This window comes from Sphingobacterium sp. MYb388 (assembly GCF_037479535.1).
Classification (GTDB): Bacteria; Bacteroidota; Bacteroidia; order Sphingobacteriales; family Sphingobacteriaceae; genus Sphingobacterium; species Sphingobacterium anhuiense.
Genome location: NZ_JBBGYV010000008.1, coordinates 169,249 through 191,248 on the forward strand (window position 1 = coordinate 169,249; position 22,000 = coordinate 191,248).

Annotated in this window: 21 protein-coding genes; 16 read left to right on the forward strand and 5 right to left on the reverse strand. The window is 34.6% G+C overall.

The genetic code is table 11. The annotated features are described in order from the left end of the window. Nucleotides 1-13: 13 nt before the first annotated feature. The 4 genes from WH188_RS21190 to WH188_RS21205 all read left to right on the forward strand — a co-directional run bounded on the left by WH188_RS21190 (nucleotide 14) and on the right by WH188_RS21205 (nucleotide 4,635). Nucleotides 14-988, forward strand: coding sequence for an electron transfer flavoprotein subunit alpha/FixB family protein (locus tag WH188_RS21190; RefSeq protein ID WP_339424630.1), 975 nt, complete (start codon nucleotides 14-16; stop codon nucleotides 986-988). Nucleotides 989-1,229: 241 nt separating this feature from the next. Next, nucleotides 1,230-1,847 (forward strand): bifunctional nuclease family protein, encoded by a 618-nt coding sequence (locus tag WH188_RS21195; RefSeq protein WP_021189451.1) that lies wholly within the window; start codon nucleotides 1,230-1,232, stop codon nucleotides 1,845-1,847. A 45-nt stretch (nucleotides 1,848-1,892) separates the two neighbouring features. Beyond that, the gene (locus tag WH188_RS21200) at nucleotides 1,893-3,266 is read left to right on the forward strand and encodes a nucleoside permease (RefSeq protein ID WP_031287965.1); all 1,374 of its coding nucleotides are present in this window, start codon (nucleotides 1,893-1,895) and stop codon (nucleotides 3,264-3,266) included. 43 nt (nucleotides 3,267-3,309) lie between these two features. Beyond that, nucleotides 3,310-4,635, forward strand: coding sequence for a mechanosensitive ion channel family protein (locus WH188_RS21205; RefSeq protein WP_132772163.1), 1,326 nt, complete (start codon nucleotides 3,310-3,312; stop codon nucleotides 4,633-4,635). A gap of 237 nt (nucleotides 4,636-4,872) precedes the next feature. Here the strand turns inward: WH188_RS21205 and WH188_RS21210 are convergent, their stop codons facing one another. The 3 genes from WH188_RS21210 to WH188_RS21220 all read right to left on the reverse strand — a co-directional run bounded on the left by WH188_RS21210 (nucleotide 4,873) and on the right by WH188_RS21220 (nucleotide 7,686). Continuing rightward, nucleotides 4,873-6,444: a calcineurin-like phosphoesterase C-terminal domain-containing protein gene (locus WH188_RS21210; protein WP_207898696.1), complete on the reverse strand. Its 1,572-nt coding sequence runs from the start codon at nucleotides 6,442-6,444 to the stop codon at nucleotides 4,873-4,875. Between the two features lie 144 nt (nucleotides 6,445-6,588). After that, nucleotides 6,589-7,017, reverse strand: a complete 429-nt coding sequence (locus WH188_RS21215) for a hypothetical protein (protein WP_132772321.1) — start codon at nucleotides 7,015-7,017, stop codon at nucleotides 6,589-6,591. Nucleotides 7,018-7,194: 177 nt separating this feature from the next. Next, nucleotides 7,195-7,686: a C40 family peptidase gene (locus tag WH188_RS21220; protein ID WP_243656097.1), complete on the reverse strand. Its 492-nt coding sequence runs from the start codon at nucleotides 7,684-7,686 to the stop codon at nucleotides 7,195-7,197. Nucleotides 7,687-7,876: 190 nt separating this feature from the next. On the opposite strand from WH188_RS21220, the gene WH188_RS21225 reads away from it, so the two are divergent. Then, on the forward strand, nucleotides 7,877-8,773 hold the full coding sequence (locus WH188_RS21225) for an EamA family transporter (RefSeq protein WP_132772160.1): 897 nt from the start codon (nucleotides 7,877-7,879) through the stop codon (nucleotides 8,771-8,773). A 55-nt stretch (nucleotides 8,774-8,828) separates the two neighbouring features. On the opposite strand, the gene mtaB is transcribed toward WH188_RS21225, so the two are convergent. Continuing rightward, nucleotides 8,829-10,148, reverse strand: a complete 1,320-nt coding sequence (gene mtaB, locus WH188_RS21230; RefSeq protein WP_339424631.1) for a tRNA (N(6)-L-threonylcarbamoyladenosine(37)-C(2))-methylthiotransferase MtaB — start codon at nucleotides 10,146-10,148, stop codon at nucleotides 8,829-8,831. Between the two features lie 334 nt (nucleotides 10,149-10,482). On the opposite strand from mtaB, the gene WH188_RS21235 reads away from it, so the two are divergent. The 3 genes from WH188_RS21235 (at nucleotide 10,483) to WH188_RS21245 (ending at nucleotide 13,157) form a co-directional block, all read left to right on the forward strand. Continuing rightward, complete coding sequence (locus WH188_RS21235) at nucleotides 10,483-11,304, forward strand: thymidylate synthase (RefSeq protein ID WP_132772159.1); 822 nt, start codon at nucleotides 10,483-10,485, stop codon at nucleotides 11,302-11,304. Between the two features lie 37 nt (nucleotides 11,305-11,341). Next, the gene (locus tag WH188_RS21240; RefSeq protein ID WP_339424632.1) at nucleotides 11,342-11,836 is read left to right on the forward strand and encodes a dihydrofolate reductase; all 495 of its coding nucleotides are present in this window, start codon (nucleotides 11,342-11,344) and stop codon (nucleotides 11,834-11,836) included. 136 nt (nucleotides 11,837-11,972) lie between these two features. Further along, complete coding sequence (locus WH188_RS21245; protein WP_132772157.1) at nucleotides 11,973-13,157, forward strand: serine hydrolase; 1,185 nt, start codon at nucleotides 11,973-11,975, stop codon at nucleotides 13,155-13,157. A gap of 54 nt (nucleotides 13,158-13,211) precedes the next feature. On the opposite strand, the gene WH188_RS21250 is transcribed toward WH188_RS21245, so the two are convergent. Further along, complete coding sequence (locus WH188_RS21250; protein WP_132772156.1) at nucleotides 13,212-14,216, reverse strand: D-alanine--D-alanine ligase; 1,005 nt, start codon at nucleotides 14,214-14,216, stop codon at nucleotides 13,212-13,214. A 155-nt stretch (nucleotides 14,217-14,371) separates the two neighbouring features. On the opposite strand from WH188_RS21250, the gene WH188_RS21255 reads away from it, so the two are divergent. The 8 genes from WH188_RS21255 (at nucleotide 14,372) to WH188_RS21290 (ending at nucleotide 21,999) form a co-directional block, all read left to right on the forward strand. Beyond that, nucleotides 14,372-15,190: a PASTA domain-containing protein gene (locus WH188_RS21255; protein ID WP_132772155.1), complete on the forward strand. Its 819-nt coding sequence runs from the start codon at nucleotides 14,372-14,374 to the stop codon at nucleotides 15,188-15,190. A 2-nt stretch (nucleotides 15,191-15,192) separates the two neighbouring features. Next, on the forward strand, nucleotides 15,193-16,233 hold the full coding sequence (gene mltG, locus WH188_RS21260) for an endolytic transglycosylase MltG (protein ID WP_339424633.1): 1,041 nt from the start codon (nucleotides 15,193-15,195) through the stop codon (nucleotides 16,231-16,233). A gap of 1 nt (nucleotide 16,234) precedes the next feature. Further along, complete coding sequence (locus tag WH188_RS21265; RefSeq protein WP_168128372.1) at nucleotides 16,235-16,642, forward strand: acyl-CoA thioesterase; 408 nt, start codon at nucleotides 16,235-16,237, stop codon at nucleotides 16,640-16,642. A gap of 2 nt (nucleotides 16,643-16,644) precedes the next feature. Beyond that, nucleotides 16,645-17,619, forward strand: a complete 975-nt coding sequence (locus WH188_RS21270; protein ID WP_031288364.1) for a YihY/virulence factor BrkB family protein — start codon at nucleotides 16,645-16,647, stop codon at nucleotides 17,617-17,619. 467 nt (nucleotides 17,620-18,086) lie between these two features. Further along, nucleotides 18,087-20,021 carry a 30S ribosomal protein S1 gene (gene rpsA, locus WH188_RS21275; RefSeq protein WP_021190131.1) on the forward strand — a complete coding sequence of 645 codons (1,935 nt, stop codon included), beginning with the start codon at nucleotides 18,087-18,089 and terminating at the stop codon, nucleotides 20,019-20,021. Between the two features lie 105 nt (nucleotides 20,022-20,126). Then, nucleotides 20,127-20,960: a sulfurtransferase gene (locus tag WH188_RS21280; protein WP_339424634.1), complete on the forward strand. Its 834-nt coding sequence runs from the start codon at nucleotides 20,127-20,129 to the stop codon at nucleotides 20,958-20,960. 13 nt (nucleotides 20,961-20,973) lie between these two features. After that, a complete protein-coding gene (locus WH188_RS21285) occupies nucleotides 20,974-21,537 on the forward strand; it encodes a YdeI/OmpD-associated family protein (protein WP_132772152.1) in 564 nt (187 codons plus the stop codon). A gap of 123 nt (nucleotides 21,538-21,660) precedes the next feature. Then, nucleotides 21,661-21,999, forward strand: coding sequence for a YciI family protein (locus WH188_RS21290; RefSeq protein ID WP_206368701.1), 339 nt, complete (start codon nucleotides 21,661-21,663; stop codon nucleotides 21,997-21,999). The last annotated feature ends 1 nt before the right edge of the window (nucleotide 22,000 follow it).

Here is a 22,000-nt window from a genome sequence, read left to right on the forward strand (position 1 = left end):
AATCGTAAAGAATATGTCAATATTAGTATATGTAGAAAATACAGACGGTAAGTTCAAGAAATCGGCATTTGAGGTTGTTTCTTATGCTAAAGCTATTGCAGAACAATCGGGAACTGAAGTTATTGCATTATCAATCGGTAATGTTGAAGAATCGCAATTAAGTATTTTGGGTAAATATGGCGCAAGTAAGGTATTAAATGTCAATACAGAACAATTAAAGTCATTTGTAAACCAGGCTTACGCCGCTATCATCGTTGATGCAGCAAAATCATCAAGCGCATCAATAGTTGTATTGTCAAATTCTTTTTCTGGAAAGGGGTTAGCCCCGCGGGTTGCTGCGAAATTAGAAGCTGGTTTAGCAGACGGAGCTATTGAATTACCTACTGTAAATGGAGAAACTCTACAAGTCAAAACTGGAGCTTTTTCAGGCAAGGCCTTTGCTTATGTCGCTTTAACTTCGGCTGTTAAAGTAATTGCTGTCAATCCCAATTCATTTGAAGTAAAAGAGGCCGAAGGAACAGTAACTATTGAACCCTACTCTCCGAGTATAGATACTTCAGATTTTAGTACGATCGTTAAGGATATCATTAGAGCAACAGATAAAATTTCATTACCTGAGGCAGAAATTGTTGTTTCCGCGGGTAGAGGATTAAAAGGTCCAGAGAACTGGGGTATGATTGAAGAACTAGCTCATGTACTTGGTGCGGCTACAGCGTGTTCAAAACCGGTTTCTGACGCGGGATGGAGACCGCATTCAGAGCACGTTGGACAAACGGGAATAGCGGTAAGTCCCAATTTATATATTGCAATTGGTATTTCAGGAGCGATACAACATTTAGCAGGGGTTAGTGCTTCAAAAACAATTGTTGTGATCAACAAAGATCCTGAAGCTCCGTTTTTCAAAGTAGCAGATTATGGAATTGTCGGAGACGCATTTGACGTCATTCCTAAATTAATCACAGCTTTAAAAGCTTATAAAGGAATATAAAGGCCCTGAATAAAAAACTCCATTAGCAATTTATTTGTTAATGGAGTTTTTTTTATTCCAAATTATTTTTTCATTTTCTACTTTGAAACATCCTATTACAGAGCATATAGTGATTACCAGAGCATAATCTTGTAAGCCATTTAAAATAGGTATTCATGAATAAAATTACCTTTATATCTCCCTGATTATATTGCTTATCTAAGCAAATTTATCTAAATTTGTAAACCGTAAAGGTATCATAATGAAGAAAATCAAGTTAGACATTATTGGACTATCCTACAGTCAGACACAATCAGGTGCATATGCATTGGTACTTGGTGAGTCTGGAGGTAATCGCCGTCTTCCCATTATAATAGGGAGTCACGAAGCTCAAGCTATTGCGATTAGAATAGAAAAGATGGTTCCAAGTCGTCCTCTAACACATGATTTATTTCAGAATTTTGCAAAAGCTTTTCAAATTAATATACAGGAAGTCCTTATCTATAATTTAATAGAAGGCATTTTTTATTCTAAAATCATCTGTTCAGATGGAGAGAAAACTGTAGAAATCGATGCCCGAACTTCAGATGCTGTTGCACTGGCTGTACGTTTTGGAACACCCATTTATGCTTACGACTTCATCTTATCATCTGCCGGCATCGTTATCGAAGGCAACGAGTTTGCCTTTCTTGAAAACCTCGAAAATGCAGTAAATGCTGAAATCGTTGAAGATGATGTCAAAGAAGAAACGTCAAAAATTCAAAATCCTTTCTCAAGTCTTACTGATGAACAATTAAAAACGGTTCTCGAACAATCCCTTCATGATGAAAACTATGAGCAGGCTGCATTAATCCGTGATGAGATATCACGTAGAAAATAAGGTCACAATCATCGACAGAAAAACAAACTCAACTCTATATTACTTATGTCTATTAAATTAAGGTTGACCATTATGAACTTCCTCCAATTTTTTGTGTGGGGAGCGTGGTTAATTACAATAGCAAATTACTGGTTTGGTACTAAGCAATGGGACGGTACCCAGTTTGGAGCTATATTTGCAACAATGGGTTTTGCCTCTTTGTTTATGCCTACTTTAATGGGAATTATCGCAGACAGATGGGTTAACGCTGAAAAACTGTATTTGGTATTACATCTTTTATATGCGGCGGTACTCTTTTATCTACCACAAATAAATGATCCTGTTACTTTTTTCTATGCGATGCTCCTTGCCATGTGTTTCTACATGCCAACCCTTGCCCTATCAAATTCCATCGCATATACTGTGCTCACTCAAGGGAAATATGACTTGGTAAAGGCTTTCCCCCCAATCCGTGTGTGGGGAACTATTGGTTTTATTGCAGCCATGTGGATTGTTAACTTGACAGGCAGTAAAGCAACAGGTATGCAATTTTATATTGCCGGAGCCTCTGCAGTAGGTTTAGGATTGTTTTCTTTTTCTATTCCTAAATGTCCACCTAGAAATATCAAAAGCGAGCAATCATCTCTGGTACGTACACTAGGTCTGGAAGCTTTCAAATTATTTGGAAATTATAAGATGGCTTTGTTTTTTATCTTTTCTATGTTTTTAGGGGCTGCACTTCAGTTGACAAATGCATATGGAGATGTATTTTTAGATGAGTTTAAATTCTTTCCTAAATATACAAATTCGTTTGTAATCAAATACTCAACGATCATCATGTCAATTTCACAGATATCTGAGACACTATTTATTCTTGCCATACCATTTTTCTTAAAACGATTTGGAATTAAAAAAGTTATGCTGATATCCATGTTTGCTTGGGTATTGCGTTTTGGTCTATTTGCTTATGGCGATCCATCTTCTGGTTTATGGATGATTATATTATCATGTATCGTATATGGTATGGCTTTTGATTTCTTTAATATTTCAGGCTCCTTATTTGTAGAAACATCCACTAGTTCACAAATAAGAAGTTCAGCTCAGGGCCTATTTATGATGATGACCAATGGTTTTGGTGCAGTATTTGGCAGTTTAGTTTCAGGATGGATCATCGATAAATATTTCTCCATTTCATTTACTAATGTAAAACAGCTCGCGTCATTTTTAGATACAGATGTAAATAATAGTAAATTAGTCAATTTTGTTAAAGAAAGAGGACTCTCCATTAGTGAAAATGGTTTATTCGATACAAATTTGATACTTAAAGACTGGCATCATATCTGGTTAACATTTTCGCTTTATACTTTGGTTTTAGCAGTTCTTTTTGCTATTCTTTTCAAACATAAACACGATAAAAACATGCCTTTAGGCGCTAAATAATAAAAAAAGCCATTCTGTCGAATGGCTTTTTTTATATTTGTAGATGCAGTTATCTACTACAGACTATTTAGAAGAAATAAATAAACAATCTCAATCAAAATTTTACGATTGGTCCTATCACAAACTTTTACAGGCAGGTTTCAATAGTGAATGGGCACATACCATCAATTCCATCGTTCTTCTATTTTTAGTTATTCTAATTTTATTAATTATAGACTTTATAGCCCGAAAGGTAATCCTTTCTGTTGTAACCCGTTTTATAATAAAATCGAAAAACTCAATAGATGATTATCTGATAAAAAATAAAACGCTGAAATACATCAGCCACTTCATTCCACTTTTCATTGCCCAGCAGATCAGTCCAATCATATTTCTAGGATTTCCAAATTGGTTAAAAGCGATTAATAAAGGGATAGAGATCTTGCTAGTTTTAAACATTATGCTCATTGTGCATTCTGCATTAAAAACACTACGTGATATCCTAAAAACTCGAAAAAGCTTTGCTGACAAACCATTGGAAAGTTATTTGCAAGTTTCACAGATTGTCTTAATCTGTATTGGAGGAACAATTACTTTTTCTATCTTAACAGGTATTTCTCCGCTATCATTTTTGGTCTCGCTAGGAGCTGCCTCTGCCATTTTAATGTTGGTTTTTAAAGACACCATCCTTGGCTTTGTCGCAAGCATATCCGTTTCTGCAAATGACTCCATACGGGTGGGGGACTGGATTGAAATGCCAAAACATAATGCCGATGGAACAGTTATCGAAATCAACCTAAATAATGTGAAGGTGCAAAATTTTGACAAAACGATCACCACGATACCCACGCATACTTTATTGATTGATTCTTTTAAAAATTATAGAGGTATGCAGACCTCTGGTGGGCGAAGAATAAAAAGGGCAATAAATATTAAGATTTCGACTATTCGGTTTATGACTGAGGAAGAAATCAAAGATTTAGAGAGAATTCAAATTCTTAAACCTTTTATTGAACAACGCAGGTTAGAAATTAGCGAATACAACAATAGAAGTCAAGCCGATCAATCCATGCCTGTAAATGGACGCAAAATGACAAATATCGGTCTGTTTAGAGCTTATGCGACAGCATATATTAGACAGAATCCAAACATAAACAAGGATATGATCAGTATGGTACGTCAAATGGATCCGACAGAACATGGAGTACCATTAGAAATATACGTATTTTCAAATGACACCCGCTTTGAGATCTATGAAGGTATCCGATCTGATTTATTTGACCATTTATTTGCTGTCATTACATACTTCAAACTAGAAGTTTTTGAAAGTCCTGCATCTGATGATCTGCGTAACTTAAGTATAAAAATAGATCATACACATTTACAATAAAAAAAGAAAAGGTAATCTTCTCCAAGATTACCTTTCTTTTTAAAAACAAACTAAATTTCTGGGTGTGTTTCCCAACAGACCCCACATTAACCCTTTACTATATGAATCAAAAATTACTCTGATACAAATATAAAGTTGTCATATTAAGCAATCCTTAACTAAAGTTTAATCTTTCATCATTATTTATAAAAAAAGCAACCTTAAAAAGGTTGCTTCACGGTTTTATATGGTTATTTACTATTTTGTTTTATTTACAACCTCAATTTCCTTTACAGCTGTATGTATCCGGTTAAATAAATCAGTGGCTTTCACTTCAATTTTATATTTTCCTGCCTTTAATTTTGGCAATTTCAATCTCCATAAGTGAGAACTATTAGTACCATCAGAAGGCCTTCTTCCCTCTTTATAATCGGTTGCTAGGTCATACTGCTTAACCGCATCATCAAAGGATGGATCAACTTCTTTGACCTGATCCATTTCTTTCCATTGACTATCATTTATACGATATAATACTTGATCACCTTCTTTTCCAATAAAAAAATTTGCATAAACTGGGTATCGTTGTACATATTTTTGATCTACAATTGATGGTCCAGATAGTGCAATTTGATAAGCCTCATCTTTCCCTACCACCTTATAATCAAATGTATATTGATTATTTTTAATATTTAAAATAGCGTAACCTTTTGGGGTACCATCTCGCATGGTCGATACAGGTATTCCATTTTCATCCAGTTCTCCAGAGTACCAATCGCCAGAAGTTGTTCCTACATTATATTCATGGTGCGGTTTTGATTGCTTCCAGCCATCCTTAGCGCCAAAGAAATTTTGTTGCTGGAAATGTGTATGAGCCGATAAAGAAAGTGTGTGGGGAAATTCACTTAAAATATCAAATAATCGATCACGATCTTCAGTACGAAAAACCTCAGAATTTTCATGTTCAAGCGGGATGTGAAAAGCCAATACAATTAACTTATCTTTTGGCACAAACTTCAGATCATTGGCAATAAACTCCAATTGATCTTTACGCAAACCTCCTTTATATCCTTTTCCTGTATCAGGATTAGGATAAATAATATCATCAAGAACTAAAAAGTGAGCATTTCCATAATTAAAAGAATAAGTTGCGGGACCAAAAGAAGCTTCAAAAGCTTCATCCGAATAGCTATCATCTTTTGTATCAAAATTTAAATCATGATTACCAATTACATTAAACCAGGGTAAACCCATTAATGAAATTGTACTTTTATATGCCGGATGCAATGACAAATCATTACCAACTAGATCTCCTAAGCTGATCCCAAACACAGCAGCATTTTTATTGGATATACGATCTATAATTCCTCTTTTAAAATAATCCATTTCGGTCATATCATAAGCTTGTGGATCTCCAAATACAAACGCAGAAAAATCTCTTGATTCAGATTGAGCTGTCAAACCAAAATTGATATCCTTAGGTAATTTTCCAGTAGGTGAAACTCCCTTATAGGTCAATTCGGGACTTCCCTGAGGTTTATGTATATAATAAAATTGTGGTTGATTTGCTGTACTAAGCGGTAGTGCATAATCAGCAGGTTTAATAACAAAAATAATATTGTCTTCATCAACAGGCAATTTATATTGACCCTGAGCATCAGTTTGAACGACCTCTACCCCATTACTCACAGAGACATTTGGTATACCCCGTTCTTTTTTATCAAGAATTCCATTTTTATTGATATCATCAAAAACAACACCTTTTGCAATTTCCTGAGCACTAACCGTGTAATTTAGAGATAAAGCTGTTGCAACAGCAAAAATATTTTTCATTTGAATATATAGCATAATTAAAGCCGAAGCTAATACTCTAATATGAATCAATAGTCACCTGATGTTTAACAAACTGTTAATTTATATACAAAAAAGGGATAATCATATGATTATCCCTTTTTTGTATATAATATTTTATTTTATCTACTTAACGTTCGATCTAGATTGAGCCGCGGCTAATATTCGGTTGACTTCATCGATCATAGACTTTCCTGCATTCCGCATTTTTTCATTACCCGCAAAATCAGCGTCCATCGTGACTTTTTTTGATTTGTCTTTATAATTCATCTCTAAATAAAATCGAGGCGTTTCTGTTTCAGGATTTACTTTTGCTTCAGGTCCCGTCATGTCATCATCCAAATTCCAAAAACCTAATTCTTGAGCTTTTCGATGTAAGTAAAGCAAATCATCTTTAGTCATGCGAACGGTATCACGCTCTATCTCGTTTGTTTTGGTCACATACTGAAAAATTCCAGTTTTTGAATCATACTGATTATCCATATGATTAGGCTCACCGTATCGAAAGACCACAGACTGAAAATCTGTGAAACGGAAAGGCGCATTGCTAATCATATTACTGTAGTAGTAAACACAGTAAATTAGAAATGGTACAACAATACATAAACCCAAAAAAATCTTTTTACCCTTGATACTCATCTTTATTTTAGTTTTTGACAAAAATAAGGATTAAAATAGCTTTATAAAGTTTTATCTATTATTTGACATAAAAAAGGGAATTCGTATTACCTATCAGGATTTTGGTGTTCCAGCATTCGTGAAATATTTGGCGTACCACGAATCTTTTAAGTCAGAAATAATAACACCTTTTTTTGTCGATACATGCACAAATTTATTATTATGCAGATATACGCCAACATGATCCACATTACGTCCCCCGAACGAAAAAAATACCAAATCACCTTCTTTAAGTTGGGAATTTCGCTTGCTCTTAATTGCACCATCCATATCTCTAGATGAACGAGGTAAATTCTCTTTATATACTTTAAGATATAATATATTAACAAAACCTGAACAATCCACCCCTCTTTTTGTTGCACCTCCCATTCGATGTGGTATACCCATCCATTCGTCAATAAAAGAATAAAGCGTAGGATTGAGTTCCTTTTTCTTTACTTGCAAAAGATCTGCGTAATTATCTAATGAGCTTGTACTATAATTCTTACCTCTAGCTTCACTGGCATCTGTCAAAACTGAACTGCTGTGGCCACTGTTACTGTTCACCTTTTTATTAACTGAACAACTACTGAGTAAAAGTATCAGGCTGAAAAAAAATAATATATTACGTTTTATAGACATATCAATATCAAATGTTAGGTAAATGTAATAAAACCAAATTTAACTGACAAACAAGCCCTTCTTTCTTCATATCTCTTTTCAAATTGTAATTTTGTCGGAATTTGTAAAATATAATATGGAAAAATTAAAAGGTGCTATTGCTGTATTTGTCGGTGCAAGTAGTTTTGGACTGTTGTCAACATTTGTCAAAAAAGCATATGCGCAAGATTACACTTTAGGGCAAGTAACAGGAGTACAAGCTATTTTTGGAATGATTATCTTATGGGCAGTTTATCTACTGATTCAGTTGCTAAACCCAAAAGCAAATCATGGTTTCTCTAAAAAATCTAATAAATGGAAAATTGTTATCAGTGGTATTTCTACAGGTCTAGTAAGTTTAGTTTATTACAAATGCGTTCAATTAGTGCCTGCTTCATTGGCGATTGTTCTATTAATGCAATACATCTGGATAGGAACGTTAATTGAATATATTATATTCAAAAATAGACCTACTAATCGTCAATTGATTGGTATTGCAATTGTACTTATAGGAACTGTATTTGCAACAGGTCTTATTGAACAAGGAATCGATAAACTCAATTGGACCGGCATTACCTACGGAGTATTAGCAGCAACTGCTTATGCAGTATTTCTAATTGTTAACGGACGAGTTGGAAATGACTATCCGCCAGTTCAAAAAAGTGCATTAATGGTCACTGGATCCTGCATCATGATCTGTTCCATCTTTCCGCCAACATTTTTGATATCGGGAGCTTTAGGTGACAGCATATGGCATTTCGGACTTATTCTTTCTTTCTTCGGAACTGTTATTCCACCATTATTATTTGCTTATGGAATTCCTAAAATCGGTTATTCTCTAAGTGGTATTTTAAGTTCTGCAGAACTACCAGTAGCAACTGCTATGTCATACTTCATACTTAAAGAAGCTGTAAGTCCTGTTCAATGGATAGGTGTATTCATGATATTAGCAACCGTCATTTGGTTAAATGCTAAAAAAGAAAAAGTCGCATAACGACAAGGGCTCAATTCGATTAGAATTGAGCCCTTATCTTTTATATCATCTAGCATTAGTGTGCTAATATTTCTTTTAACTCTACTATTTCAACTTCACAACCGTCTGTAATCGATAAGAATTTTACATGTGCAACTTCGTTGACCAGCAAAGGATCGTAGGCTGTACGAACTTTCACATAATTTTTGGAGAAACCATGCATATATCCGTCCTTCTCATCACTCTCAAAAAGTACTTCGCCTACTTTATCCAATTGTTTCTCATAGAAAGCACGACGCTTTTTCTCTGACAAAATGTGTAGCATTTTACTACGGTCACTGCGCTGAGATCCAGGGACTGCCCCTTCCATCTGTGCAGCTATTGTATTTTCACGTTCAGAATAAGTAAAGACATGCAAATAGGAAATGTCCATGTCATTTAAAAAATTGTAAGTGTCTATAAAGTCTTCACGAGTCTCTCCAGGAAACCCCACAATGACATCAACGCCAATACAGCAATCCGGCATTAATTCCTTAATCTTCTCCACACGCTGTGCATAAAGCTCCCGCTTGTAACGGCGGCGCATCATACTCAATACTTTATTATTTCCAGACTGTAAAGGCATATGAAAATGTGGAACAAAACGTTTTGATTGTGCTACAAATTCAATAATCTCATTGGCCAAAAGATTTGGCTCTATCGAAGAAATACGGATACGGTCTATTCCTGACACTTCGTCCAAAGCCTTTACAAGGTCTAAGAATTTATCTTGTCGTTTACCGTCTCGAATACCAAAATCACCGATATTTACACCCGTTAGCACAATTTCTTTTACGCCAGATGCCGCAATTTCCTCGGCTTGACGTACGATATCCTCAATTTTCCCCGAACGGCTTGCTCCACGAGCAAGAGGAATTGTACAAAAAGTACAAGAATAATCACATCCATCTTGTACTTTTAGGAATGTACGCGTACGGTCACCGATTGAATATGCAGATACAAATTGATTGGTTTCATCAATTGGTGCATTATGAACAACAGCCTTCTCGTTTTTTGTCAGATCATTGATATGTTCGATAATATTGAACTTTTCTGCGGCACCTAAAACCATATCCACTCCCGGAATTTCAGCAATCTCAGCTGGTTTCAACTGCGCATAACAACCGACAATGGTGATATAAGCATTAGGTGAATATTTAAGTGCTTCCTTTACTACCTTGCGACATTTCTTATCTGCATGATCCGTTACTGAACATGTATTAATAACATAAACATCTGCCGCACTATTGAATGGCGTGGTTTCATAACCCGCATCTTGAAAGACACGACCTATGGAGGATGTTTCTGAAAAATTCAATTTACATCCTAAGGTATAGAAAGCTACTTTTTTACTCATAATGATTTTGCAAAAATACAACAAAAAGCTCCAAATGAAAATTCTTAATTCTGATTTAAACGCTTTTCAATTAATTATGAGATTTTAATGATCCAAAATTTAACAATATCAGTTTTGATTTCTTTATTTTACAGTCTTTCTTTACATTGCTATGATAGTGTAACACATATGAAAATGATGTGCACACTTTTATAAATTTTCATGAGAATACTTCAAAAAATCTTACCTTCGTATAGAATATTACATGATTATACAGCGAGCATCTTTGTTGGTATATTACAGCCAAAAAGACGCTGTTTGTTAATCACAAAATAAATAAAAGCAACTATTTACAATGAAACAATATATTGACTTACTAAAGCACGTATATACAAACGGGGTTATTAAAACTGACCGTACTGGAACTGGAACTAAAAGTGTATTTGGATATCAGATGCGTTTCAATTTAAAGGAGGGCTTTCCACTTGTTACGACAAAAAAATTACATTTAAGATCAATTATCCATGAATTGATCTGGTTTTTGAAAGGTGAAACAAACATCAAATATTTAAAAGACAATGGTGTCAGTATCTGGGATGAGTGGGCTGATGAAAATGGTAATTTAGGTCCTGTTTATGGATCACAATGGCGTTCATGGCCAACTCCTGATGGAGGCCATATCGATCAGATTGAAAAAATAATCAAGCAATTGAAGACTTCACCCGATTCAAGAAGAATCATTGTGTCTGCCTGGAATGTTGCAGAAATTGAAAATATGGCTTTACCTCCTTGTCATGCATTTTTTCAATTCTATGTTGCTCCTGCTGATCCTGAAAATGGAATCTTAAAACCACAGTTGTCTTGTCAGCTATATCAAAGAAGTGCAGATATCTTTCTAGGTGTACCATTTAATATTGCATCTTATGCTTTATTAACCATGATGGTGGCACAGGTTTGTGATATGGAAGCCGCTGAATTTATTCACACCTTAGGAGATGCCCATATATACAGTAATCACTTCGAACAAACAGAATTACAATTGAGCCGTGAACCAAAGGCTTTACCTCAATTAAAAATCAATCCAGAAGTAAAAGATATCTTTGATTTTAAATTTGAGGACTTCGAGTTGTTAAATTATGAATCCCATTCGCATATTAAAGCTCCTGTAGCAGTTTAAAAAGAATCTTCTTTATATACATGTGTAACCTATAGAAATGAGTAAACTTAAAATAACATTAATTGTCGCCGCTACTGAAAATAATGTAATCGGTAAAGGAAATAAAATGCCTTGGCATTTACCAAATGATCTTAAATATTTCAAAAAAAACACACTTGAACATAGTGTGGTTATGGGGAGAAAAACTTTTGAGTCTCTTGGTAAACCATTACCAGATCGCAGAAATATTATCTTGACAAGAGACATGACCGCAAAATCTGATGATGTGGATATCGCCAATAGCTTTCAAGAAGTATTAAATTATTGCAGAGATGAAAGAGAGATCTTTGTTATTGGTGGTGGCGAAATATTTAAACAAACGTTACCATTCGCAGATAAAATATTATTGACCAGGTTGCATACAACTATTGATGGAGATGCTTACTTTCTAGAATTACCAGCACATGAATGGATATTAGAAAGCGAAGACACGCATGAAAAAGATGAAAAACATGCTTTTGACTATAGCTTTCAGGTGTACGTCAGAAAATAAAGATAAAGGCTTCTCTAATTGTAAGAAGCCTTTATTGTAAACCATCCTTTCGAAAATCAGTATACTAAATCCAATTATGCATAAATTTCTAACATTTTTTTTCATCAGTATCATTCCTTACTCCTTTGCTCAAAAAATGGATACAATTTACCTCGAAAAATTATTACAAGGCCATCCCGAATTGTTTCAAAAGATCTTAGATCACCCGAGTAAAAATGAAGTTCAAATTCTCTATACGCAAATTGATCGGGATAAAAATAATGTGCCACATTTTAAATCATTCAGTTATAGATTAAATCCAAACTGGTATTTCTATCCTGCCAGCACAGTTAAGCTCCCAACGGCAATCCTAGCATTAGAAAAAATAAATGAGCTAAAGATTGCTGGATTATCAAAAGATACACCGTTAAGAATCGACTCTTCTTATGAGAAACAAACAGCTGTTGTACAAGATGAGTCTGCTAAAAATGGTCTCCCGTCAGTTGGTCAATATATTAAAAAAATCCTTTTGACAAGTGACAATGACGCACAGAACAGACTTTTCGAATTTATCGGACGTGCTGAATTGAATAGCAAATTACAAAAGCATGGCGCACAAAACTCACGCATTGTCAATAGACTGGCCATAGGTGACAAAGGTGTCTGGGCAAAACACACCAATCCCATTACTTTCTACTTAGAAGATAAAACCCTCTATAAACAGGATGCCCAATTTGATCCAAACGACTACCCTATTAAGCTAGAAAATACTCGTCAAGGAAAAGGTTACATGAATGACAAAGACGAGCTTATTCATGAACAATGGAGTTTTGAAGGGTTAAATGTTTACCCGTTAGATGATCAGCAACTGATCATGAAAAAATTACTTTTCCCGGAAGCTTTCGATGCTCGCAAAAGATTCAAATTAACAAATGATGATTATTCATTTTTGTACGACTACATGTCGCGTTATCCGTTTGAGTCGGATTACCCTAAATATGACACAACTGAATTCTGGCCGACATATAGTAAATTGCTTTTTTATGGCCGTGATAAAAAGGCAACAATAAATCCAAATATTCGCATTTTCAATAAATATGGAGATTCCTATGGTTATAATATTGATAACGCATACATTGTTGATTTTGAAAAGGGGATAGAGTTCCTATTGGCTGTAGTAATCCAATCTAATGAAAATGGAATTTATAATGATGGAATCTACGAGTATGAAACTGTCACCTACCCATTTCTAAAAAACATAGGCCAAATTATCTACCAGGAAGAACTCAAAAGAACGAAAGAATTTAGACCTGATCTAACGAAATTTGATTTTAGAAAATAAAAAAAGTTACATTACATGAAGTTGTAATGTAACTTTTAAAATCTCATACTGAAGTTATTTTTTTAGCGCCACTTCGATTAAATTACCGTAAAACTCTTGTTCCGTCAATCCTGCCGCGCGGACTTGTTGAGGAATAAAACTTTGGGGAGTTTGCCCTGGAATGGTATTGATTTCAATAAAATAAAACTTATCCGTATCGTTTTCCAAAAAGAAATCAATACGGACCATTCCTTTACAATTCAATCGCACATAAATATCTTTTAAAATCTTTCCTATACGCAATTGCTGATTTACATCCAGATCCGCTGGTGTAATTTCTTCTGTAAGCCCGGGAATATACTTTGCCTCAAAATCAAAAAACTCACGTGTTGTTTTCACTTCAGTAGCCGGTAAAACAACCAATTCCCCGTCGACATTACGATAAATACCTTCCGAAAATTCACGGCCGTTTACAAACTCCTCAACAATAACCTGGCTACCGGTGTTTTCAGCATCAAAAGCTTTATCAATGGCTACTTTTAGTTCATCTGCCACTTTTACTTTGGTCATACCTATACTACTACCTCCAGCATTAGGTTTTACAAAATAAGGCAGGGATAATTTATCTTCTACTAGCTCAACGGCTTGAGCTCGTTGATTTTCAAACAATAAGACAGATTTAGCTAAAAACAAATCATTAAGATCTGCCAAAATCGCTTTTGTATATCCCTTATTCATTGTTAGCGCCGAAGTCAACGCATCACATGATGTATAAGGTATGCCAACTAAGTCAAAATAGCTCTGTAATCGCCCATCTTCACCGGGTGAACCATGAACCATTATAAAAGCCAATTCAAACTGAACAATACTATCATCAAGCACTAAAGTAAAATCTTCTTTATTGATTGCATGCTTTATTCCTGAATCACTAACATAAAACCATGCATCTTTGGTAATCGTAATTTGATAGATATCGTACTTATTGTGATCAAGCTGTGAGTATACAAATGCAGAACTTTTAAAAGAAACTTCTGCTTCACCTGTATAACCTCCAGTTATTAATGCTATTTTTGTTTTCATAAAATTATCGTGATTCTTCTAACAAATATAATTTGCTATACACAGAAAAACGAATATTTTTGTTCAATATTTAAAAGGGCAGATATTGAACAAAAATAGTGGCTTTAATCTTGCTTAGAAAATATACGATAAAATGATTTTTTAAAGAAATATAAATGTCAAAAATATTACAGTATTTAAAAACGAATACGTTTAGAAACAACATTCTAATCGCTATTGGATTTGTTTTAGCAATTTTCCTATTCATCTATCTTGGTTTAAAAGTATATACCAAACACGATGAATCGATAGAAGTTCCACAAGTAAAAGGCTTACATATTAATGCTGCTATCTCAGCATTAGAAAATGCGAACTTGGAATATCAAATTGATTCCGTTTATCAAATGGATGCTAAACCAGGTCTAGTAATTGAACAAGATCCCGAAGCTAAATTTCATGTAAAAAGCGGACGTACAATCTACTTAACTATTATTACACAGGTAGCTCCTGAAATCGCGTTTCCAAAAATCAAGGATAAAACATTAATTGAAGCATCCTCTATACTAAAAAACCATAATTTACGTATAGGTGATACAACTTATATTGCAGACATAGCAAGAGATATTGTTTTAGATGCCCAATTTGCAGGGCAATCTATTCGTGATGGCAGAATGATTCCAAAAGGATCTAAAATTGATTTAATATTGGGTAATGGTCAGGGCGCAAATGAAGTTCAAATACCGGATTTATCAGGATTGACTGTTACGGAAGCAAAATTTGCATTACAGGGAATAGGATTATCTTTGGGTACGGTGACTTACGATATTGGCGTGTCGGATACGAGTACAGCCCGTGTTATCACACAGTTTCCTGGTTTAGAGACCGGGATCACGAGTATTGGATCCAAAGTGGATCTTACGTTGTCCAATACTGTCCCTGCTACTCCACCAGTAACAGCTCCTTCTTCACCGCAAAAACAAAAAACAAATCCATAAATATGGAAAATAAAAAGAGAATACCAAATTGGTTAAAAATCATTGCACTCCTAATCTTTATTATTGGAGGATATTTCGGCTGGACAGCTTACACCACTTTCCTAGCATCAAATGTTACAGATAATCAAAAATACCTGTATATCAATACAGGTGATACTTATTTACAAGTATTACAAAAAATAAAAGATCAAAAAATAGTGGAAGATCCAAATAGTTTTGATCGCGCTGCTAAATATCAGAATTATACGGAGAGTGTTAAGCCTGGTCGTTATGCTTTGACTCCAGGAATGAACAACCGAAGATTTATCGGTAATTTGAGAGGAGGCTATCAAGATGCTGTTAAATTTAGATTCGAAAATATCCGCTTAAAGGAAAACTTTGCTGGTAAACTTGCAGAAAATTTCGAGGCTGACTCTATCACGTTCTTAAAACTATTAAATGATGAGAATCTAGCAAAGTCATACGGTTTTAATAAAGATAATTTCATTGCAATGTTTATTCCAAATACATATGAACTTTATTGGAATACTGCGCCCGAAAAATTATTTGCACGTTTTCATGATGAATGGGAAAAATTCTGGACAAAAGATCGCTTAGCAAAAGCAAAAGCAATCAACCTGACACCACAAGAAGTTAGTTCCCTTGCTGCCATCGTTAAAGGTGAAGCACTTCACAAAGACGAGATGCCCGCTATCGCTGGGTTATATCTCAACAGATTAAAAAAAGGAATGCTTTTACAGGCTGATCCGACAGTTATTTTTGCCACTCAAGATTTTACTATCCGACGTGTATTGAATAAACATTTAAGAACTGATAATCCATATAATACCTATATCTATAAAGGTCTTCCTCCAGGTCCTATTATGATGCCTAGTATTGTTGCCATAGATGCTGTATTAAATTATAAGCATCACGACTATATTTATATGTGTGCTAAAGAAGACTTTTCTGGATACCATGCTTTTGCTACTAATGTCGCTGAACATCAAATAAACGCCCGCAAATTTCAAAAAGCATTAGACGAACGAAATATCAAAAAATAGTATGTTTCAATTCGAATATCAAACACGTGTACGGTATGCAGAAACCGATCAAATGGGTTATGTGTACTATGGAAACTACGCTGCATTCTACGAAATAGCTCGAACCGAAATGCTACGAAGCACCGGAATCTCTTACCGTGAACTGGAGGAGATGGGTGTTATGCTACCGGTTATGGAGATGAAATGTAAATACATTAAACCTGCACGTTACGATGATTTTATAACGATTAAAACTACAATCAGAAAAAAACCTGCAGTAAGAATAGTTTTTGAATATGAACTGTTCAATGAAAAAGAAGAGCTCCTAAATACAGGTGAAACAACACTCGTATTTGTTGATATCAGTAAGAACAAACCCACAATGCCACCCGCCATTTTTCTTGAAAAAATGGCGCAATACTTTGAATAAACATGTCCAATATTCATCAATACTTATTGAAATTAAAACCTTACAATCAAGTTATTGAATGGAGTAAAGGAGTGATTTTACCTGGATTTGGATCTTTGCCTCTCTATACTGTAGCCATATTCTTTTTTCAAGAAATATCTCGTGACTCTATTTTAAGCAAAGCATCATCACTTTCTTATAGTTTCATGCTGGCTATTTTTCCGGGGATCATCTTTCTATTTACATTGATCCCTTATATACCAATAGACAATTTTCAAGAACAGCTTTTAGATTTTTTGGAAGTAGTCATTCCACATAATGCTTATGAAGTAGTCGAGACTACATTAGAAGACATTATTAAAAATCAGAATGGAGGACTTTTATCTTTCGGTTTTATATTGGCAGCTTACTTTGCTACCAATGGAATGGCCTCCATGATGCGGGCTTTCAATAAGGCTTCTCTTATTGCTGAAAAACGTACGTGGATAAAACGTAGAATGATTGCGCTTGGACTCGCTTTTTTGATTATAACAGCCTTAACCATAGGAATGACTATATTTACTTATGCTGGCATTGTTGTTAATTATCTTAAAGATAGTATTGCTATAACCAATAGTTTCTGGGCCTTTGTCATAAAGGCGGCTCGTTGGTTCGTCATATTCGGTATATATTTCTTTACTGTGAGCTGCCTTTATAAATTTGCACCAACATCTTCCCGTCGCTGGAAAATATTTAGCCCCGGAGCAACTTTAGCTACTATTTTAGCTATTCTAACTTTCTCCGGATTCGCATTCTATATCAACCACTTTGGCACGTACAATAAGCTATATGGGTCTATTGGAACTTTAATTGTCATCATGATCTGGATGTATCTCAATACATTAATATTACTGATAGGTTACGAACTAAATGCGGCCATTGCTCTGTCCAAACAAAGTATTAAAATCGTAAGGCCAAAAACCTACAATTCATTCAGAGCAAATAACGAAAATTTATAGTTCGGCTTGAGATATCGTCTATTTTTTAAAAATTAGTTTATTACAATATAAATCGGAACAGCTGTTCAATCTTCTTATTAATTCTGCTTTTAAATATCGGCTACCAGAAAAAAGGCACAATCCCCTATCTCCCTCTAAATCAACAAAATTCATAGCCCCTATTTTTTACGTTACAATTCGATCATACTGCTCAATAATTTCTCAAATGTACTTGTACAACCAAATCAAAGTAATTTACACCCTACAATAACTCCTAGATTGGAACAATTGATAGGAACATACGCCCAATTCCATATGGAAGAGTCATAATTCAATTATGTTTTAGCAGTGGATTTCACTCGAAATTGCAAGCAATTCCATAAATGTGGATAACAATTTAAAAAAAAATAGATATAAATACTTGTTAATAAAAGTTTTTCGTATTTTTGCAGTCCCTACAATGTGGGGAAAAGGAGAAAAAATAATTAATGGCAAAAAAACAAGAAGTAGAAAAAGAGTTAGCAGCGAAAAACGCGGAGCTACAAGGCGCTGACACCAAAGTGGTGAAAGACACAGAAAAAATTGAATCAGAGGCTGATTCAAAACTAATCGAAGAAATCAAATCTAACACATGGATCACTCCAGAAGGCGAATTCGACTGGGATGCTAGTGATAAAGGTTTCGGAAATTACAGCGAGGCTGAGCGCGCTAAATTAGAAGAACAATACGCAGGTACTTTCAACCAAATCAATCAAGGTGAAATTATCGAAGGTACTGTTGTTTCTATCAACAATAAAGACGTTGTCTTAAATGTTGGTTTCAAATCTGATGGTTTGGTTTCATTATCTGAATTCCGTGACTTACCAGAATTGGCAGTTGGTGACGTAGTTGACGTTTTTGTAGAGTCGCAAGAAGATGCTAATGGACAATTAGTATTATCTCGCAAACGTGCTAAAACTCAAAAATCTTGGGAAGCTATCAATGAAGCATTGGAAAATGATGCTATCATTAACGGTTTTGTTAAAAGTCGTACTAAAGGTGGTCTTATCGTTGATATCAAAGGTGTTGAAGCATTCTTACCTGGATCTCAAATCGATATTAAACCTATCCGTGATTACGATATCTACGTAGGTAAAACAATGGAATTCAAAGTTGTTAAAATCAACCACGAATTTAAAAACGTTGTCGTATCACACAAAGTATTAATTGAAAACGATTTAGAGAACCAAAAATCTGAAATCGTATCTAAATTAGAAAAAGGTCAAGTATTAGAAGGTACTGTTAAAAATATCACTGACTTCGGTGTGTTCATCGATTTAGGTGGTGTTGATGGTTTACTTCACATTACTGATATTTCATGGGGTCGTATCGAGCATCCAAAAGAGGTATTATCATTAGATCAAACTATTAACGTAGTTGTTTTAGATTTTGATGATGAGAAAAAACGTATCGCTTTAGGCTTGAAACAACTTTCTGAGCATCCTTGGGAATCTTTAGATAAAGACTTAGCTGTTGGTTCTAAAGTAAAAGGTAAAATCGTAACAGTTGCTGATTACGGTGCTTTCTTAGAAATCATCCCGGGTGTTGAAGGTTTAATTCACGTTTCTGAAATGTCTTGGTCTCAAAACTTACGTTCTCCACAAGAGTTCTTAAAAGTAAGCGATGAAATCGAAGCTGAGATCTTAACTTTAGATCGCGAAGAGCGTAAAATGAGCCTAGGTATCAAACAATTAACTCCAGATCCTTGGAAAAACATTGTTGAGCGTTACCCAGTTGGTTCTAAACAAACTGCAGTAGTTAAAAACATGACTAACTTCGGTGTGTTCGTAGAATTAGAAGAAGGTATCGACGGTTTAATCCATATTTCTGATCTATCTTGGTCTAAAAAAATCAACCACCCTAACGAATTCACTAAAGTTGGTGAAAAATTAGATGTTGTTGTTTTAGAATTAGATGAAGAAAACAGAAAATTATCTTTAGGTCACAAACAATTAGAAGAAAACCCTTGGGACACTTTCGAGACAATCTTCACAATTGATTCAGTTCATGAAGGTACTGTATTGAAAGTTGGTGACAAAGGTGATATCGTTGCTTTACAATATGGTGTTGAAGGATTCTGTCCATCTAAACACTCTGTAAAAGAAGATAATTCTGCACTTAAAGTTGACGAAGTTGCTTCATTCAAAATCATTGAATTCAACAAAGAAAACAAACGTCTAGTAATTTCTCACTCTCGTATCTGGGAAGATGAAAGAGCTGAAGCACGTGTTGAAGAATTCAATGCTCGTAAAAAAGAAGCTAAAGTAGCAAACAATGCTGTTAAAAAAGTAAAAGATTCAGTTGAGAAATCTACATTAGGTGACTTAGACGTTCTTGCACAATTGAAAGAGCAAATGGAAGGTGATGAGAAAAACGCTAAATAGTTTTTAACATCAACTCGATAATATTAAGCCCTAGCATTTAGCTAGGGCTTTTTTTGTTTATAACAAAAACATGATTAAATTTACGTAACGTAAATGAAATAACCCATGTACTTTCCCTCTTCACTAATCACTCCTGCACAGCTTAGTAGTGAATTAAACAATTCCAAAATTGTATTATTAGATTGTACAATCGACAAAGTAGGTCAATCGCTAAAGGGTACGAACTTAGAAGTAATAGGCAACTCGCTCTTTTTTGATATCGAAACTACCTTTTCAGATAAAAACAACCCGCTACCACACACACTTGTTTCCCAAGAAACTTTCACAAATGGAATTCAGGAACTAGGTATCAATCTAGATAGCATCATTATACTATATGACCGGTGGGGTATATATTCAAGTCCTAGAGCTTGGTGGATGTTTAAGATTATGGGGTTTGATCAAGTTTATATACTTGAAGGTGGAATTCCAGCATGGAAAGAACAACATTTTCCCATAGTAGACCATCATATAAAATCAAAACAAAGAGGTAATGCCAAAGCTCATTTTAATTCAAAATGGTATGCAGATAAAGATTACGTGTTAGCTCATTATGAAAATAGTGAAACAAGCATTATTGATGCTCGTAGTCAAGGAAGATTTATTGCATCAGCTCCAGAACCCAGAGCAGGATTAAGAGGGGGACATATTCCCAATTCTCATAATCTTCCATTTGATCTTGTTCTCGAAGGAAACAGCTACGATTCAAAAGAAGAGTTGCAAAAATTGTTTAAATCATTTAATAACAGCAATGAACAGATCTTCACCTGTGGATCAGGTGTTACAGCATCGATCCTAGCTTTTGCCAGTCATTTACTTGGGAATAAAAACATCAAAGTATATGATGGTTCTTGGTCTGAGTGGGGACAGGAAAAACTCAATTTACCTATTTCCAACTAGTTATTACAAATTTATGGATAAGCAAAGCAAATGGGGGGAAGAATTATTAATCCTACGCAGCATAATTGAAGAGTTCCCACTTGAAGAAACAACAAAATGGGGTGGTCCGGTATTCACGTACCAACAAAAAAATGTTATTTCATTTGCTGGATTTAAAGATCATTTTGCACTCTGGTTTTTTAACGGATCGCACCTAGTAGATCCCGCAGCAGTTTTAACGGCAACACAGGGAGAAAAAACGAAAAACCTGCGCCAATGGAAATTTACAGATCCAAGCCAAATTGATAAATCTCTACTCAGACAATATATACAGCAGGCCATTAATATTGAAGAAATGGGATTAAAACTCATTCCAGGGAAAAAAGAATATTTATCCATTCCCGCATTAATTGAAGAAGCATTAAAGAACGACCCGCAATTAAAAAGGAATTTTGAGAATCTCAGTGATGCAAAAAAGAATGAATATTATGAGTATATTCATGAAGCAAAACAAGATAAAACAAAAGTAAACCGTCTAGAAAAAATTAAACCTATTATATTAAGTGGAAAAGGTTTATATGATAAATATAAAAAATAGATGAAAAATATACTTTACCTTGGATTATTGATATTAGGTACGCTACCTCGTTCGTATTCACAAAAAGCTAATGCCAAATATGACCATTTATTAGCCGATTAATTAGGAGCTGACAATTATGGAATGAAGTATTATAGTTTTGTGCTTCTAAAAACGGGCGCAACAAAAATAACCGATAAAGATTCTGTCAATCGACTTTTTGATGGACATATGAAAAATATTCAACGCCTAGCAAAAGAGAAAAAACTAATTGTAGCTGGTCCATTTGGGAAAAATGAAAGAGATTATCGCGGTATCTTTATATTAAATGTTAAAACTATCAAAGAAGCAGAAGCATTATTGGCTACAGATCCTGCCATTAACGCTGGTTTATTAATCTCCGAAATTACGTTATGGTACGGATCTGCGGCGCTACCATTATATTTGGAAGCCAGTAAAAAAGTAAATAAATTTGAATTTTAAA

Bases quoted from the DNA above. Each gene is read 5' to 3' on its own strand.
- WH188_RS21190 (WP_339424630.1), top strand. From the start codon at position 14: ATGTCAATATTAGTATATGTAGAAAATACAGACGGTAAGTTCAAGAAA.
- WH188_RS21195 (WP_021189451.1), top strand. From the start codon at position 1,230: ATGAAGAAAATCAAGTTAGACATTATTGGACTATCCTACAGTCAGACA.
- WH188_RS21200 (WP_031287965.1), top strand. From the start codon at position 1,893: ATGTCTATTAAATTAAGGTTGACCATTATGAACTTCCTCCAATTTTTT.
- WH188_RS21205 (WP_132772163.1), top strand. From the start codon at position 3,310: ATGCAGTTATCTACTACAGACTATTTAGAAGAAATAAATAAACAATCT.
- WH188_RS21210 (WP_207898696.1), bottom strand. From the start codon at position 6,444: ATGAAAAATATTTTTGCTGTTGCAACAGCTTTATCTCTAAATTACACG.
- WH188_RS21215 (WP_132772321.1), bottom strand. From the start codon at position 7,017: ATGATTAGCAATGCGCCTTTCCGTTTCACAGATTTTCAGTCTGTGGTC.
- WH188_RS21225 (WP_132772160.1), top strand. From the start codon at position 7,877: ATGGAAAAATTAAAAGGTGCTATTGCTGTATTTGTCGGTGCAAGTAGT.
- mtaB (WP_339424631.1), bottom strand. From the start codon at position 10,148: ATGAGTAAAAAAGTAGCTTTCTATACCTTAGGATGTAAATTGAATTTT.
- WH188_RS21235 (WP_132772159.1), top strand. From the start codon at position 10,483: ATGAAACAATATATTGACTTACTAAAGCACGTATATACAAACGGGGTT.
- WH188_RS21240 (WP_339424632.1), top strand. From the start codon at position 11,342: ATGAGTAAACTTAAAATAACATTAATTGTCGCCGCTACTGAAAATAAT.
- WH188_RS21245 (WP_132772157.1), top strand. From the start codon at position 11,973: ATGGATACAATTTACCTCGAAAAATTATTACAAGGCCATCCCGAATTG.
- WH188_RS21250 (WP_132772156.1), bottom strand. From the start codon at position 14,216: ATGAAAACAAAAATAGCATTAATAACTGGAGGTTATACAGGTGAAGCA.
- WH188_RS21255 (WP_132772155.1), top strand. From the start codon at position 14,372: ATGTCAAAAATATTACAGTATTTAAAAACGAATACGTTTAGAAACAAC.
- mltG (WP_339424633.1), top strand. From the start codon at position 15,193: ATGGAAAATAAAAAGAGAATACCAAATTGGTTAAAAATCATTGCACTC.
- WH188_RS21265 (WP_168128372.1), top strand. From the start codon at position 16,235: ATGTTTCAATTCGAATATCAAACACGTGTACGGTATGCAGAAACCGAT.
- WH188_RS21270 (WP_031288364.1), top strand. From the start codon at position 16,645: ATGTCCAATATTCATCAATACTTATTGAAATTAAAACCTTACAATCAA.
- rpsA (WP_021190131.1), top strand. From the start codon at position 18,087: ATGGCAAAAAAACAAGAAGTAGAAAAAGAGTTAGCAGCGAAAAACGCG.
- WH188_RS21280 (WP_339424634.1), top strand. From the start codon at position 20,127: ATGTACTTTCCCTCTTCACTAATCACTCCTGCACAGCTTAGTAGTGAA.
- WH188_RS21285 (WP_132772152.1), top strand. From the start codon at position 20,974: ATGGATAAGCAAAGCAAATGGGGGGAAGAATTATTAATCCTACGCAGC.
- WH188_RS21290 (WP_206368701.1), top strand. From the start codon at position 21,661: ATGAAGTATTATAGTTTTGTGCTTCTAAAAACGGGCGCAACAAAAATA.